Genomic DNA, 11979 nt, shown 5'->3' with positions numbered 1-11979 from the left:
TATGGCACGTTCATTAAAAAAAGGGCCTTATATAGCTCATCACTTGGCCAAAAAAGTAGATGCAATGAACGAATCCGGCAAAAAGTCTGTCATCAAGACTTGGTCAAGAAGATCTATGATCTCTCCGGATTTTGTAGGCCATACCTTTGCTGTGCATAACGGAAATAAGTTTATTCCTGTATTTGTAACAGACAACATGGTAGGTCACAAGCTTGGTGAATTTGCTCCTACAAGAAACTTTAGAGGTCACATTGCCAAAAAAGATAAAGGAAGAAGATAATCATGGAAGCAATAGCAAGACTAAATAATGTACCTACATCGCCTCGTAAGATGCGTCTTGTAGCTGACCTGGTAAGGGGACAGAGAGTAGGTAACGCCTTGAGTATATTGAAATTTACACCGAATCACGGTGCTGCAAAACTGGAGAAATTATTGCTATCTGCCATTGCAAACTGGCAAGCAAAAAATCCAGACGAGAAACTTGAAGAGGCTGATCTGTATGTGAAGACAATTCAAGTGGACGGTGGTCGAATGCTGAAAAGACTTAGACCTGCTCCCCAGGGTAGGGCCCACAGAATTCGTAAAAGATCAAATCATGTGACTTTGGTAGTAGATGCGTTCAACTCTGAAGTTACCGCTGATGAAGTAGAAACAAAAGAAAACGCTAATTAAGATTAGAATATGGGACAAAAAGTTAACCCTATTGGTCTTAGACTAGGTATCGTTAAGGGCTGGGATTCCAACTGGTATGGCGGCAGGGATTTTGCCGATAAACTGTACGAAGATCAAAAGATCAGGAAATATGTATATGCCAGGATTCCTAAAGGGGGCATTGCAAAAGTAATTATCGAAAGAACGCTTAAGCGAATCACCCTTACTATCCACACTGCCCGACCAGGAGTAGTGATCGGTAAAGGTGGTGCGGAAGTAGATAAATTGAAAGAAGAGCTTAAGAAACTTACCAGCAAGGATGTTCAGATCAACATCTTTGAGATCAAGCGTCCCGAGTTGGATGCTAAATTGGTAGGTGAGTCTATCGCTCAACAACTTCAGGCCAGGATTTCATTTAGAAGAGCAATGAAGCAATCCATTGCCGCTACGATGAGAGTAGGCGCTGAAGGAATCAAGATAAAACTTTCAGGACGTCTTGGTGGAGCAGAGATGGCCCGTTCAGAGATGTACAAAGAAGGAAGAATTCCTTTGCATACCTTGAGAGCGGACATTGATTATGCCATTTCTGAAGCGCAAACCGTATATGGTATCATCGGCATCAAAGTATGGATTTTCAAGGGTGAGGTTTATGGCAAGCGAGATCTATCTCCAAATGCCGGAATTGCCAATGAGAAATCAGGTGGTGCGGGTCGTAGAAGAAGAGAAGGCGGTCCTAAGAGAAGAAAGAGAAATAACTAATTTTCACCCAATAAGTGAGAAATCATGTTACAGCCAAGAAGAACTAAATATAGAAAGATGCAAAAGGGACGCATCAAAGGAATCGCGCAAAGAGGGCATACTCTTGCGTTCGGTAACTTTGGTATCAAGTCCCTGGAAGCAGGATGGATTACCTCTCGTCAAATCGAGGCAGCTCGTATTGCGATGACAAGAGCAATGAAAAGGGAAGGGCAAGTATGGATCAGGATTTTCCCTGACAAGCCTATCACCAAGAAGCCTGCTGAGGTTCGTATGGGTAAGGGTAAAGGTGCCCCTGAGTACTGGGTAGCAGTAATCAAGCCGGGAACCATCCTTTTTGAAGCAACAGGTGTAAGCCAAGAATTGGCCCAAGAGGCCCTTCGACTTGCCCAACAAAAGCTTCCAGTGAGTACAAAATTTGTAGTGCGTAGAGATTACGTAGGATAATAACAACTATGAAAAACTCTGAAATCCAAGCACTCTCCGAGAGTGAAATCATTGAGCGTATTGCCGCTGAGCAAGAGAAACTTACAAAGTTGAGGTTTGCTCATGCAATTTCTCCTATAGAGAATCCTAATAGAATTAGTGAGACAAGGAAGCTTATCGCAAGATTGAAGACTTTCTTGACCGCCAAACAACTAGCTAAATAACAATAAGATGGCTACTGAGAGAAATCTACGTAAAGAAAGAATAGGAAAAGTAGTCAGCAACAAGATGGACAAGTCCATTACCGTTGCCGTAGAAAGAAGGATGAAACACCCGATGTACGGTAAGTTTGTTGCTAAGACTACAAAATTTATGGTTCATGACGAGAACAACGAGTGTGGCAAAGGAGACCTCGTTAAGATAAGTGAAACTCGTCCGCTGAGTAAGAACAAGCGTTGGAGATTAGTAGAAATTATAGAAAGAGCTAAATAATCATGATACAGTCAGAATCCAGATTAAGTGTTGCGGATAATTCAGGTGCTAAAGAAGTGCTTGTTATCCGAGTACTGGGAGGAACCGGTAAGCGTTATGCCTCTATCGGAGATAAAGTAGTCGTGACAGTGAAATCTGCTCTTTCTTCCAGCAATATGAAAAAAGGCACCGTTTCTAAAGCGGTAATCGTAAGAACTCGAAAAGAGGTTAGAAGAAAAGATGGATCTTATATCCGTTTTGAAGATAACGCAGCGGTTCTTTTGAACAATAACGATGAGCCAAGAGGTACCCGTATCTTTGGTCCAGTGGCAAGAGAGCTGAGAGAGAAGCAATTTATGAAGATCGTATCTTTGGCACCTGAAGTATTGTAATCATGGAAAGAAAAAAGAATAAGCAACCTAAATTGCACATCAAAAGAGGAGATACCGTGAAGGTATTGTCCGGAGATGACAAAGGTAAGTCTGGTAAAGTTCTTTCGGTAAACTTGGAGAAGAGAAGAGCTATTGTGGAAGGCCTTAACATGGTAACCAAACATGTGAAGCCTACTGCTGCCAACCCTCAAGGAGGTATCGAAAAGAAAGAAGCTGCCATTCACGTAAGTAACCTGATGCTGATCGATCCGAAGACTGGTGAAGCTACCAGAACAGGAAGAAAGCCAGGAGAAAATGGAAAATTAGTTAGATATTCTAAGAAAACCGGGGAGGTAATCAATGGCTAATCCTAGAGTAAAAGATAAATATATCAAGGAAATCGCTCCAGAGCTTAAGGAGAAATTTCAATATAAGACAGTAATGCAAGTGCCTAAGTTGGTGAAAATCGTCATCAACAAAGGAATCGGTGCAGCTGTAGCGGACAAAAAATTGGTAGACCAAGGTGTGGAAGAGCTTTCTTTGATTACAGGTCAGAGAGCTGTTGCTACCAAGGCAAAGAAATCGGTCTCTAACTTTAAGCTTAGAGATGGGATGCCAATTGGTGCAAAAGTAACCTTGAGAGGAAACAGAATGTATGAATTTCTGGATCGTCTTACTACTGTGGCACTTCCACGTGTAAGGGACTTTAAAGGTATCAGCGATAAAGGTTTTGACGGAAGAGGTAACTACACCTTGGGTGTAGAAGAGCAAATTATCTTCCCAGAGATCAGCATCGAGAGAGTCAACAGGATTTCCGGTATGGACGTTACGTTCGTGACCACTGCTGAAACCGATGAAGAGAGCTATGCTTTGTTGAAAGCTTTCGGGATGCCTTTTGTAAACAACAATAAAGAAGAATAATTATGGCAAGAGAGTCGATCAAAGCTCGTGAGAGAAAAAGAGAACGTCTGGTAGCAAAATATGCCAAAAAGAGAGCAGAACTAAAAGCAGCAGGAGACTATGAAGCCCTGGACAAACTGCCAAAGAATGCTTCTCCGGTAAGGCTGCATAACAGATGTAAATTGACTGGCCGTCCTAAAGGATATATGAGGAAGTTTGGAATCAACAGGGTGACCTTTAGAGAAATGGCCTCTGCGGGTAAAATTCCTGGTATCACGAAGGCCAGCTGGTAAAAATCATATAAAAGTTTTTATTCTAAGAATCAATGTGTAACTTTGCACGCTCTTTAGGGCGTGCAGTTAGACTTATATTAATATGACTGATCCAATAGCTGATTATTTGACCAGGTTGAGAAATGCCATCAAGGCCTCTCACCGTATCGTTGAGATCCCTGCTTCCAATATCAAGAAGGAGATCACAAAGGTACTTCATGACAAGGGATACATCCAGAACTATAAGTTCGAGGAAGTAGGACCTCAAGGCACCATCAAGATTGCCTTGAAGTATAACCCTGCCACGAAGCAGAATGCCATTGTGAAACTTTCCAGAGTAAGTAAGCCAGGATTGCGGAAGTACGCACCTAAGAATGAACTTCCTAGGGTGATCAACGGACTGGGAATTGCAATTATCTCCACCTCAAAAGGTGTGATGACCGATAAGGAAGCCCGTACTGAAGGAATAGGCGGGGAAGTACTTTGTTACGTATATTAATAATACCGTTATGTCAAGAATAGGTAAAAAACCAATAAATCTACCAGCGGGTGTTACTGTAGACGTAGCAGCAGATAATGTTGTTACTGTTAAAGGTCCCAAAGGTACGCTGACTCAGGATGTGAATCCCGACATTGCCGTTTCGGTGGAAGACAACGAGGTGGTATTCACCCGTCCGACTGAATCGAAGAGGCACAAGTCACTTCATGGCCTGTATCGTGCTTTGATCAACAACATGGTTGTTGGTGTAAGTGAAGGATATAAGAAAGAATTGGAACTAGTAGGTGTGGGTTATAAAGCCACTACCCAGGGCCAAGTGTTAGAACTTTCCCTAGGTTACTCCCACAATATTTTCTTTGCCCTTCCTGATGAAATCAAAGTTAGTGCTGAGACACCAAAAGGTAAGAACCCGGTGGTATCACTAGAGAGTATTGATAAGGAATTGATCGGGCAAATAGCCGCTAAAATCAAGTCGCTACGTAAGGTAGAACCTTACAAAGGTAAAGGTATTCGCTTTGTAGGTGAACAAATTAGACGTAAGGCTGGTAAAACTGCCGCTAAAAAATAATTGAAAGATGGCTTTTAATAAAAATTTACGAAGATCTAGGATCAAGAGAAGTGTTCGGAAGAAGATTTCCGGCACGGACGCGAGACCTCGTTTGTCCGTATTCAAAAGCAATACGGGTATATACGCGCAACTGATAGATGACCTTAAGGGTCATACGCTTGCCCAAGCTTCTTCTAAAGAGCTAGGTAACAAGGCCAATATCAATGTATCTACTTCCAAAGAAGTAGGTAAGAAATTGGCTGAGCGTGCGGTAGCAGGCGGATTAACAGAAGTAGTTTTTGATAGAAATGGCTACTTGTACCATGGTAATGTAAAAGCTCTCGCAGAAGGTGCGAGAGAAGGTGGCCTTAAATTTTAATCAATTATGTCGCAACTAAGAAGAAAACCCATCAGGGCAACAGATACAGAGCTTAAAGAAAAAGTAGTGGCTATCAACCGTGTAGCTAAAGTAGTGAAAGGTGGTAGACGTTTCTCTTTCTCAGCTATCGTAGTAGTAGGAGATGGCAACGGCATTGTTGGTTTTGGCTTGGGAAAAGCCAATGAGGTAACCGATGCTATTACCAAAGGTATTGAGGATGCTAAGAAAAGCTTGGTACAAGTACCTATCCTTAAAGGAACCATTCCACATGAGTCTATTGGTAAATACAGTGGTGGTTTGGTATTGATCAAACCAGCTGCGCCAGGTACTGGTGTGATTGCAGGTGGTGCGATGCGTGCTGTTTTGGAGAGTGCTGGTGTAACAGACGTTTTGGCAAAGTCCAAAGGGTCTTCCAACCCTCACAACGTGGTGAAGGCAACGATCGATGCATTGTCTCAAATCAGAGATGCGATTGCCGTTTCACAACAACGCGGTGTTAAATTGTCTAAAGTATTTAACGGGTAAGAACATGGCGAAGGTAAAAGTAACTCAAGTAAGAAGCACGATCAGCAGACCTAAGGATCAAAAAGCTACCATCGTAGCCCTTGGCCTTGGTAAAATCAACAAATCTGTAGAAGTGGAAAATACTCCTCAGATTGCTGGAATGATAAGAAAAGTTAGTCACCTTGTAAAAGTAGAGGAAGCCTAATCATGAAATTACATACATTACAACCTGCAAAGGGATCTGTTAAAAACCGTAAGAGAATCGGTAGAGGACAAGGATCCGGTAGAGGCGGTACTTCGACAAGAGGCCACAAAGGTGCTCAGTCAAGATCCGGCTACAGCCGTAAGCTTGGTTTTGAAGGTGGTCAGATGCCCCTTCAAAGACGAGTTCCTAAATTTGGCTTTAAAAACCACAACAGAGTTGAGTACAAACCAATAAATTTAGACGTGTTACAGTCACTGGCTGAAAAGCTTGACACTGACTCCATTACGTTTGATGTACTAGTGGAAAACGGATTGGTTTCTAAAAAAGATGTTGTAAAAGTCCTAGGAAGAGGCGAACTTACGTCTAAATTAAACGTAAGTGCTCATTATTTCTCAGCTTCTGCATCAGAATCCATTGAAAAGCTGGGCGGAACTGTTAACAAGATTTAACAAATGAAAAAATTTATCTCAACAGTTAAGAATATCTTTTCTATTGAAGATCTAAGAATCCGTATCGTGAATACAATTGGTTTTCTGGTTGTATTCAGATTGGGTTCTTACATCGTTTTGCCTGGAGTTGATCCCAATCAACTCGAGGGTTCATCGGAAGGGATCTTTGGCTTGATCGATACATTCCTTGGTGGTGCATTCAGTAACGCATCCATCTTTGGCTTAGGTATCATGCCGTATATTTCTGCATCTATTGTGTTGCAATTATTAACTGTTGGAGTGCCTTATTTCCAAAAACTTCAGAAAGAAGGGGAGTCAGGGAGAAAAAGGATCAATCAAATCACACGTGTTTTGACGATTTTGATCACCTTGGCGCAAGGAATAGGGTATATTAAAGCTACTATCCCTAGCGATGCCATTTTGGTAAGTCAGGTATTGTTTATGTTCAGTTCTCTGATTCTGCTTACATCCGGAACGATGTTCTGTATGTGGTTAGGAGAGAAAATTACAGAGAAAGGGATTGGAAACGGTATCTCCATGCTTATCATGATTGGGATCATATCTAACCTGCCAGGGGCAATCCTAGGAGAGGTTGTTTCTAAAGGAACTTCTGGCGCATTATTATTGATCATTGAATTCTTCGTGTTGTTCTTCGTTGTTGTGGGTGTAGTAGCCCTGACGGAAGCTACCAGAAGAATCCCTGTTCAATATGCCAAGCAAGTGGTGGGCGGAAAAGTATATGGTGGACAACGTCAATACATTCCGATCAAGGTCAATGCATCAGGCGTTATGCCAATTATCTTTGCACAGTCCTTGATGTTTGTGCCGGCCCTTATTGCCCAGATTTGGTCATCTGAAAGTGATATTGCCAATTATATTGGCAGCACATTCAGTAATCCTACATCATGGCAGTATAACTTGGTGTTTGCCTTAATGATCATTCTTTTCACTTTCTTTTATACTGCAATCACGGTTAATCCAGAGCAGATAGCGGAAGATATGAAGAGAAACGGTGGGTTTGTTCCTGGCGTAAAGCCCGGTGCACCAACTGCTGACTTTATTGATAATATTATATCCAGAATAACTCTTCCTGGATCTGTACTCTTGGCGCTTGTAGCGATTATGCCTGCCTTTGCCATGATTGCTGGTGTGGGGAACCAATTCGCTCAGTTTTACGGAGGTACCTCCTTGCTGATCATGGTGGGTGTAATCATGGATACATTACGTCAAATCGAAAGCTACCTGCTGATGAGGCATTATGAAGGGATGATGAAAAGTGGTAACATGAAGAACAATCCTTCTAATTACGCAGTAGCATAATATGATACACTATAAGACTTCAGAAGAAGTCCAGTTAATTAAAGAAAGTGCTCAAATATTAGGCAAGGCTCACGGAGAAGTGGCCAAACTTGTAAAGGCAGGGGTAACGACCTCACAGCTTGACAAGGTAGCCGAAGAATTTATAAGGGATCACGGAGGTGTACCTTCCTTTAAAGGTTACAATGGTTTTCCCGCTTCACTTTGTATTTCCGTGAACGAAGTAGTAGTTCACGGTTTTCCTAGTGATTATGTTTTGAAAGATGGCGATATAATCTCAATAGATTGTGGAGTCTTTCACCAAGGTTTTCATAGCGATTCCGCTTATACTTACCCTGTCGGTGAAGTTTCCCCAAAAGTATTGTCATTGCTCAAAAACACCAAGGAGTCATTGTACCTAGGTATTGAAAAGGCTGTTTTTGGAAATCGAATTGGAGATATCGGTAATGCCATTCAAAAGTTTGTCGAGGCCCGTGGTTATACGGTGGTCAGAGAACTCGTCGGACACGGAGTAGGCAAAAGCCTCCATGAATCTCCAGAGGTACCCAATTACGGTAAAAAAGGTAGTGGTCCTTTGCTAAAAGATGGTATGGTCATCGCGATCGAGCCCATGGTGAATCTGGGAACCCGGAATGTCGTTCAGGAGAGAGATGGATGGACGATCAGGACGGCAGACCGAAAGCCCTCGGCGCATTACGAACATACCATAGCGATCTTTGAGGATCGGACAGAAGTACTTACTACGCATCAATACATAGAAGAAAACTTTAAATTCTAAATATGGCTAAACAAGCATCAATAGAGCAGGATGGCACAATCATAGAAGCGTTATCCAACGCGATGTTTAAAGTGGAACTGGAGAATGGACATCAATTGATCGCCCATATATCCGGTAAAATGAGAATGAATTACATAAAGATCTTGCCTGGGGACAAGGTAAAACTCGAAATGTCTCCATATGATCTTTCTAAAGGCAGAATTGTATATCGATATAAATAAAATGTCATGAAAGTTAAGGCATCTATTAAGAAGAGAAGTGCTGACTGTAAGGTGATCAGAAGAAAAGGTAAACTTTACGTCATCAACAAGAAGAATCCTAAGTTTAAACAAAGACAAGGTTAAAATTATGGCTAGAATTGCAGGTGTTGACATTCCCGACAACAAGCGCGGGGAAATAGGCTTGACCTATATCTTCGGAATAGGCAGAAGCTCTGCTAAAGCGATCCTAACGAAAGCAGGAATATCGTTTGATAAAAAGGCCGGAGAGTGGACAGATGATGAATCTACCGCAATCAGGAATATCATTGCTGAGGAGTTCAAAACAGAAGGTGTTTTGAAGTCAGAGGTTCAGTTGAACATTAAGAGATTGATGGATATCGGTTGTTACAGAGGTCTTCGACACAGAAAAGGTCTTCCAGTAAGGGGACAGAAGACAAAGAACAACGCTAGAACTAGAAAAGGTAAGAGAAAGACTGTTGCTAACAAGAAGAAGGCAACCAAATAAATCTTGATATAGATTATGGCTCAAAGAAGAAACGATAAAGCGAAAGGAAAAAAGAGAGTTGTTAAGGTGGAAGCTGTAGGCCAGGCCCACATCAAAGCTTCTTTTAACAATATCATCATTTCCATTACCAATAATTCAGGTCAGGTGATCTCCTGGGCCTCTGCCGGTAAAATGGGCTTCAGAGGTTCTAAGAAGAACACTCCTTATGCTGCACAAATGGCTGCCCAAAACTGTGGCCAAGTAGCTTATGACTTGGGACTGCGTAAAATCGAAGTGTTTGTAAAAGGTCCAGGTTCTGGTAGAGAGTCTGCAATCAGAACATTGCAGAATGTAGGTCTTGATGTTACTACGATTATTGATGTGACTCCGCTTCCACACAATGGATGTCGTCCTCCAAAACGTAGAAGAGTTTAATTTAACGAAGAAATAAGAATGGCTAGATATAGAGGTCCAAAAGCGAAAATTTCTAGAAAATTCGGAGAGCCTATCGAAGGACAGAGCAAGGCACTTCAGAAGAAAAACTATCCTCCTGGTCAACACGGAAGAGGAAGAAGAAAGAAGCAGTCTGAATATGCAATTCAGCTAGCTGAGAAGCAAAAAGCGAAATACATCTACGGTGTATTGGAGCGTCAGTTTGCCAAAATGTTTGGTATTGCTTCCAGAAAACAGGGGATTACAGGTGAAAACCTTCTTCAGTTGTTGGAAGCTCGTCTGGACAACACTGTGTTCAGATTGGGGATTGCCCCGACCAGAAGAGGAGCGAGACAGTTGGTTTCTCATAAGCATATATTGGTAAATGGGGAATTGGTGAACATTCCTTCATATACATTAAAACCAGGTGATATTGTGTCAGTAAGAGAGCGATCTAAGTCGCTTGAGGCGATTACCTCCAGTCTTGCAGGTAGAGCAAACCGTTATTCCTGGTTAGAGTGGGATAATAATTCATTGTCTGGTAAGTTTGTAAGTGTTCCAGTAAGAGAGGACATTCCTGAGAATATCAAGGAGCAACTTATCGTCGAATTATACTCTAAGTAATAACTAAACTTTCTGACTTAAAAGAACTATTGATATGTCCATACTTGCATTTCAAATGCCCGAAAAAGTGGTGATGGAAAAAGCCGATGATTTCCACGGTTTGTTCACTTTTAAGCCACTTGAAAAAGGTTACGGGGTTACAATTGGTAATGCGCTGAGAAGAATCTTGCTCTCTTCCCTTGAGGGCTACGCCATCACCTCGGTGAAATTACCTGGTGTAGTTCATGAATTTTCAACGATCGAGGGGGTTGTGGAAGACGTAACTGATATTATCCTTAACCTGAAACAGGTGAGGTTTAAAAAGATCCATGATTCCATCGATGGTAAGATCACTGTGGAAGTGAAAAACCAAGATGTTTTTACTGCTGGAGATATCGCTAAGTTCACCTCTTCTTTTGAGGTCTTGAATCCAGACTTGGTCATTTGCCACCTGGATGATTCGAAGAGCTTTGAAATTGAGCTTACTGTGGAGAAAGGTAGAGGATACCTTCCTGCAGAAGAATCAAAACCAAAAGAGCAGGTGTTTGGAGTGATCCCAATCGATGCGATTTTCACTCCTATCAAAAACGTAAAATATAGCGTAGAGAATACAAGGGTAGAACAAAAGACTGACTTTGAGAAATTGGTTCTTGAAGTAAGCACTGACGGTTCTATTCACCCTGAGAAGGCGCTGCAGGAATCTGCAAAGATCTTGATTCAGCACTTTATGTTATTCTCTGACCAAACAATGGTTATTGATACTCCAGGTGGAGATTCTCCTGAACCGATAGACGAAGAATTCCTTCATATGCGTAAGTTGCTTAAAACTCCGCTTAGTGATTTGGACCTATCTGTCAGAGCGTTTAACTGCCTGAAAGCTGCCGATGTAAAAACATTGGGAGACTTAGCAAAACTGGAGATTTCTGACATGATGAAATTCAGGAACTTCGGTAAAAAATCCTTAGCGGAACTGGAACAACTCATCCAAGAAAAAGGACTTCAGTTCGGCATGGACATATCTAAGTATAAACTTGACGAAGAATAATAAACGATGAGACACGGTAAGAAATTCAACCACCTTGGTAGAAAAGCTTCCCATAGAAAGGCTATGCTTTCCAATATGGCAGCTTCTCTAATTCTTCACAAGCGTATTTCTACGACGCTTGCCAAGGCCAAGGAATTAAGAAAATATGTAGAGCCTCTAGTGACTAGAGCCAAGGAAGACACTACACATAACAGACGTATTGCTTTCTCTTATCTTCAGAACAAGGAAGCCATCAAGGCACTCTTTGGTGAGGTGATCGAGAAAGTGGCCAGCAGACCTGGTGGATACACGCGAATTATCAAGACTGGATTCCGTCTGGGTGATAATGCCGAAATGTGTATCATCGAATTGGTAGACTTCAACGAATTGATGTTGAAAGAAGCTAAGCCTGAGAAGAAGAAAACCAGAAGAAGCCGTCGTGGATCTGGTAAGTCTGCTGAGGCAGCTGATGCAACCACTGAAGCGAAAGCCGAAGGTACTGAGGAAGCATCTAGTGAAGCTAAAGAGGAAAAAGCTCCTAAAGCCAAAAAGAAGGCAGCCGAGCCGAAGGCTAAAAAGGAAGATAAGGCAGCAGATGATAAGGCTGCTGATGGTGATGCTGATTCAGATAAAGAAACAAAATCTGAATAAGATATGCATTCATTATATTAAATATAAAAGGGGTTGGAC

25 protein-coding genes are annotated in these 11979 nt (G+C 41.9%); all 25 read left to right on the top strand.

The features are described 5' to 3' along the window. The first annotated feature begins 1 nt into the window (after nucleotide 1). Nucleotides 2-280 (top strand): 30S ribosomal protein S19, encoded by a 279-nt coding sequence (rpsS, locus tag ECHVI_RS01230; RefSeq protein WP_015264113.1) that lies wholly within the window; start codon nucleotides 2-4, stop codon nucleotides 278-280. A 2-nt stretch (nucleotides 281-282) separates the two neighbouring features. Beyond that, complete coding sequence (gene rplV, locus ECHVI_RS01225) at nucleotides 283-672, top strand: 50S ribosomal protein L22 (protein WP_015264112.1); 390 nt, start codon at nucleotides 283-285, stop codon at nucleotides 670-672. A gap of 9 nt (nucleotides 673-681) precedes the next feature. Beyond that, nucleotides 682-1410: a 30S ribosomal protein S3 gene (rpsC, locus tag ECHVI_RS01220; RefSeq protein WP_015264111.1), complete on the top strand. Its 729-nt coding sequence runs from the start codon at nucleotides 682-684 to the stop codon at nucleotides 1408-1410. Between the two features lie 24 nt (nucleotides 1411-1434). After that, nucleotides 1435-1854 carry a 50S ribosomal protein L16 gene (gene rplP, locus ECHVI_RS01215; RefSeq protein ID WP_015264110.1) on the top strand — a complete coding sequence of 140 codons (420 nt, stop codon included), beginning with the start codon at nucleotides 1435-1437 and terminating at the stop codon, nucleotides 1852-1854. Nucleotides 1855-1862: 8 nt separating this feature from the next. Beyond that, nucleotides 1863-2057 carry a 50S ribosomal protein L29 gene (gene rpmC / locus ECHVI_RS01210; protein ID WP_015264109.1) on the top strand — a complete coding sequence of 65 codons (195 nt, stop codon included), beginning with the start codon at nucleotides 1863-1865 and terminating at the stop codon, nucleotides 2055-2057. Between the two features lie 7 nt (nucleotides 2058-2064). Further along, nucleotides 2065-2325 carry a 30S ribosomal protein S17 gene (gene rpsQ / locus ECHVI_RS01205; protein WP_015264108.1) on the top strand — a complete coding sequence of 87 codons (261 nt, stop codon included), beginning with the start codon at nucleotides 2065-2067 and terminating at the stop codon, nucleotides 2323-2325. 2 nt (nucleotides 2326-2327) lie between these two features. After that, entirely contained in the window at nucleotides 2328-2696 is a 369-nt protein-coding gene (gene rplN / locus ECHVI_RS01200) for a 50S ribosomal protein L14 (RefSeq protein ID WP_015264107.1), read from the top strand. 2 nt (nucleotides 2697-2698) lie between these two features. After that, nucleotides 2699-3043, top strand: a complete 345-nt coding sequence (rplX, locus tag ECHVI_RS01195; RefSeq protein ID WP_015264106.1) for a 50S ribosomal protein L24 — start codon at nucleotides 2699-2701, stop codon at nucleotides 3041-3043. Beyond that, on the top strand, nucleotides 3036-3596 hold the full coding sequence (gene rplE, locus ECHVI_RS01190; protein ID WP_015264105.1) for a 50S ribosomal protein L5: 561 nt from the start codon (nucleotides 3036-3038) through the stop codon (nucleotides 3594-3596). Before rplX ends, rplE begins: the two co-directional genes overlap by 8 nt. 2 nt (nucleotides 3597-3598) lie before the next feature. After that, on the top strand, nucleotides 3599-3868 hold the full coding sequence (gene rpsN, locus ECHVI_RS01185) for a 30S ribosomal protein S14 (RefSeq protein WP_015264104.1): 270 nt from the start codon (nucleotides 3599-3601) through the stop codon (nucleotides 3866-3868). Between the two features lie 82 nt (nucleotides 3869-3950). Beyond that, complete coding sequence (rpsH, locus tag ECHVI_RS01180; protein ID WP_015264103.1) at nucleotides 3951-4346, top strand: 30S ribosomal protein S8; 396 nt, start codon at nucleotides 3951-3953, stop codon at nucleotides 4344-4346. A 10-nt stretch (nucleotides 4347-4356) separates the two neighbouring features. Continuing rightward, on the top strand, nucleotides 4357-4914 hold the full coding sequence (gene rplF / locus ECHVI_RS01175; RefSeq protein WP_015264102.1) for a 50S ribosomal protein L6: 558 nt from the start codon (nucleotides 4357-4359) through the stop codon (nucleotides 4912-4914). Between the two features lie 7 nt (nucleotides 4915-4921). Beyond that, complete coding sequence (gene rplR, locus ECHVI_RS01170) at nucleotides 4922-5272, top strand: 50S ribosomal protein L18 (protein WP_015264101.1); 351 nt, start codon at nucleotides 4922-4924, stop codon at nucleotides 5270-5272. A 6-nt stretch (nucleotides 5273-5278) separates the two neighbouring features. Then, nucleotides 5279-5797, top strand: coding sequence for a 30S ribosomal protein S5 (rpsE, locus tag ECHVI_RS01165; protein ID WP_015264100.1), 519 nt, complete (start codon nucleotides 5279-5281; stop codon nucleotides 5795-5797). A 4-nt stretch (nucleotides 5798-5801) separates the two neighbouring features. Then, complete coding sequence (gene rpmD / locus ECHVI_RS01160; RefSeq protein WP_015264099.1) at nucleotides 5802-5981, top strand: 50S ribosomal protein L30; 180 nt, start codon at nucleotides 5802-5804, stop codon at nucleotides 5979-5981. A gap of 2 nt (nucleotides 5982-5983) precedes the next feature. Beyond that, on the top strand, nucleotides 5984-6430 hold the full coding sequence (gene rplO, locus ECHVI_RS01155; RefSeq protein WP_015264098.1) for a 50S ribosomal protein L15: 447 nt from the start codon (nucleotides 5984-5986) through the stop codon (nucleotides 6428-6430). A gap of 3 nt (nucleotides 6431-6433) precedes the next feature. Beyond that, nucleotides 6434-7750, top strand: a complete 1317-nt coding sequence (gene secY, locus ECHVI_RS01150) for a preprotein translocase subunit SecY (RefSeq protein WP_015264097.1) — start codon at nucleotides 6434-6436, stop codon at nucleotides 7748-7750. A gap of 1 nt (nucleotide 7751) precedes the next feature. After that, a complete protein-coding gene (map, locus tag ECHVI_RS01145; RefSeq protein WP_015264096.1) occupies nucleotides 7752-8525 on the top strand; it encodes a type I methionyl aminopeptidase in 774 nt (257 codons plus the stop codon). Between the two features lie 2 nt (nucleotides 8526-8527). Then, nucleotides 8528-8746 carry a translation initiation factor IF-1 gene (gene infA, locus ECHVI_RS01140; protein WP_015264095.1) on the top strand — a complete coding sequence of 73 codons (219 nt, stop codon included), beginning with the start codon at nucleotides 8528-8530 and terminating at the stop codon, nucleotides 8744-8746. A 6-nt stretch (nucleotides 8747-8752) separates the two neighbouring features. Continuing rightward, nucleotides 8753-8869 (top strand): type B 50S ribosomal protein L36, encoded by a 117-nt coding sequence (gene ykgO, locus ECHVI_RS01135; RefSeq protein WP_009053196.1) that lies wholly within the window; start codon nucleotides 8753-8755, stop codon nucleotides 8867-8869. Between the two features lie 4 nt (nucleotides 8870-8873). Next, nucleotides 8874-9251 (top strand): 30S ribosomal protein S13, encoded by a 378-nt coding sequence (gene rpsM, locus ECHVI_RS01130; RefSeq protein WP_015264094.1) that lies wholly within the window; start codon nucleotides 8874-8876, stop codon nucleotides 9249-9251. A 15-nt stretch (nucleotides 9252-9266) separates the two neighbouring features. Beyond that, the gene (gene rpsK, locus ECHVI_RS01125; protein WP_015264093.1) at nucleotides 9267-9665 is read left to right on the top strand and encodes a 30S ribosomal protein S11; all 399 of its coding nucleotides are present in this window, start codon (nucleotides 9267-9269) and stop codon (nucleotides 9663-9665) included. A gap of 18 nt (nucleotides 9666-9683) precedes the next feature. Further along, a complete protein-coding gene (gene rpsD, locus ECHVI_RS01120) occupies nucleotides 9684-10286 on the top strand; it encodes a 30S ribosomal protein S4 (RefSeq protein ID WP_015264092.1) in 603 nt (200 codons plus the stop codon). A gap of 34 nt (nucleotides 10287-10320) precedes the next feature. Then, on the top strand, nucleotides 10321-11310 hold the full coding sequence (locus ECHVI_RS01115; RefSeq protein ID WP_015264091.1) for a DNA-directed RNA polymerase subunit alpha: 990 nt from the start codon (nucleotides 10321-10323) through the stop codon (nucleotides 11308-11310). Nucleotides 11311-11316: 6 nt separating this feature from the next. Next, nucleotides 11317-11940, top strand: a complete 624-nt coding sequence (rplQ, locus tag ECHVI_RS01110) for a 50S ribosomal protein L17 (RefSeq protein WP_015264090.1) — start codon at nucleotides 11317-11319, stop codon at nucleotides 11938-11940. Nucleotides 11941-11979 lie beyond the last annotated feature (39 nt).

Source organism: Echinicola vietnamensis DSM 17526 (assembly GCF_000325705.1).
Classification (GTDB): Bacteria; Bacteroidota; Bacteroidia; order Cytophagales; family Cyclobacteriaceae; genus Echinicola; species Echinicola vietnamensis.
This window is presented reverse-complemented; position numbering and strand designations above follow the sequence as displayed.

Coding starts and splice junctions, on each gene's coding strand:
- rpsS (WP_015264113.1), top strand. CDS start 2: ATGGCACGTTCATTAAAAAAAGGGCCTTATATAGCTCATCACTTGGCC.
- rplV (WP_015264112.1), top strand. CDS start 283: ATGGAAGCAATAGCAAGACTAAATAATGTACCTACATCGCCTCGTAAG.
- rpsC (WP_015264111.1), top strand. CDS start 682: ATGGGACAAAAAGTTAACCCTATTGGTCTTAGACTAGGTATCGTTAAG.
- rplP (WP_015264110.1), top strand. CDS start 1,435: ATGTTACAGCCAAGAAGAACTAAATATAGAAAGATGCAAAAGGGACGC.
- rpmC (WP_015264109.1), top strand. CDS start 1,863: ATGAAAAACTCTGAAATCCAAGCACTCTCCGAGAGTGAAATCATTGAG.
- rpsQ (WP_015264108.1), top strand. CDS start 2,065: ATGGCTACTGAGAGAAATCTACGTAAAGAAAGAATAGGAAAAGTAGTC.
- rplN (WP_015264107.1), top strand. CDS start 2,328: ATGATACAGTCAGAATCCAGATTAAGTGTTGCGGATAATTCAGGTGCT.
- rplX (WP_015264106.1), top strand. CDS start 2,699: ATGGAAAGAAAAAAGAATAAGCAACCTAAATTGCACATCAAAAGAGGA.
- rplE (WP_015264105.1), top strand. CDS start 3,036: ATGGCTAATCCTAGAGTAAAAGATAAATATATCAAGGAAATCGCTCCA.
- rpsN (WP_015264104.1), top strand. CDS start 3,599: ATGGCAAGAGAGTCGATCAAAGCTCGTGAGAGAAAAAGAGAACGTCTG.
- rpsH (WP_015264103.1), top strand. CDS start 3,951: ATGACTGATCCAATAGCTGATTATTTGACCAGGTTGAGAAATGCCATC.
- rplF (WP_015264102.1), top strand. CDS start 4,357: ATGTCAAGAATAGGTAAAAAACCAATAAATCTACCAGCGGGTGTTACT.
- rplR (WP_015264101.1), top strand. CDS start 4,922: ATGGCTTTTAATAAAAATTTACGAAGATCTAGGATCAAGAGAAGTGTT.
- rpsE (WP_015264100.1), top strand. CDS start 5,279: ATGTCGCAACTAAGAAGAAAACCCATCAGGGCAACAGATACAGAGCTT.
- rpmD (WP_015264099.1), top strand. CDS start 5,802: ATGGCGAAGGTAAAAGTAACTCAAGTAAGAAGCACGATCAGCAGACCT.
- rplO (WP_015264098.1), top strand. CDS start 5,984: ATGAAATTACATACATTACAACCTGCAAAGGGATCTGTTAAAAACCGT.
- secY (WP_015264097.1), top strand. CDS start 6,434: ATGAAAAAATTTATCTCAACAGTTAAGAATATCTTTTCTATTGAAGAT.
- map (WP_015264096.1), top strand. CDS start 7,752: ATGATACACTATAAGACTTCAGAAGAAGTCCAGTTAATTAAAGAAAGT.
- infA (WP_015264095.1), top strand. CDS start 8,528: ATGGCTAAACAAGCATCAATAGAGCAGGATGGCACAATCATAGAAGCG.
- ykgO (WP_009053196.1), top strand. CDS start 8,753: ATGAAAGTTAAGGCATCTATTAAGAAGAGAAGTGCTGACTGTAAGGTG.
- rpsM (WP_015264094.1), top strand. CDS start 8,874: ATGGCTAGAATTGCAGGTGTTGACATTCCCGACAACAAGCGCGGGGAA.
- rpsK (WP_015264093.1), top strand. CDS start 9,267: ATGGCTCAAAGAAGAAACGATAAAGCGAAAGGAAAAAAGAGAGTTGTT.
- rpsD (WP_015264092.1), top strand. CDS start 9,684: ATGGCTAGATATAGAGGTCCAAAAGCGAAAATTTCTAGAAAATTCGGA.
- ECHVI_RS01115 (WP_015264091.1), top strand. CDS start 10,321: ATGTCCATACTTGCATTTCAAATGCCCGAAAAAGTGGTGATGGAAAAA.
- rplQ (WP_015264090.1), top strand. CDS start 11,317: ATGAGACACGGTAAGAAATTCAACCACCTTGGTAGAAAAGCTTCCCAT.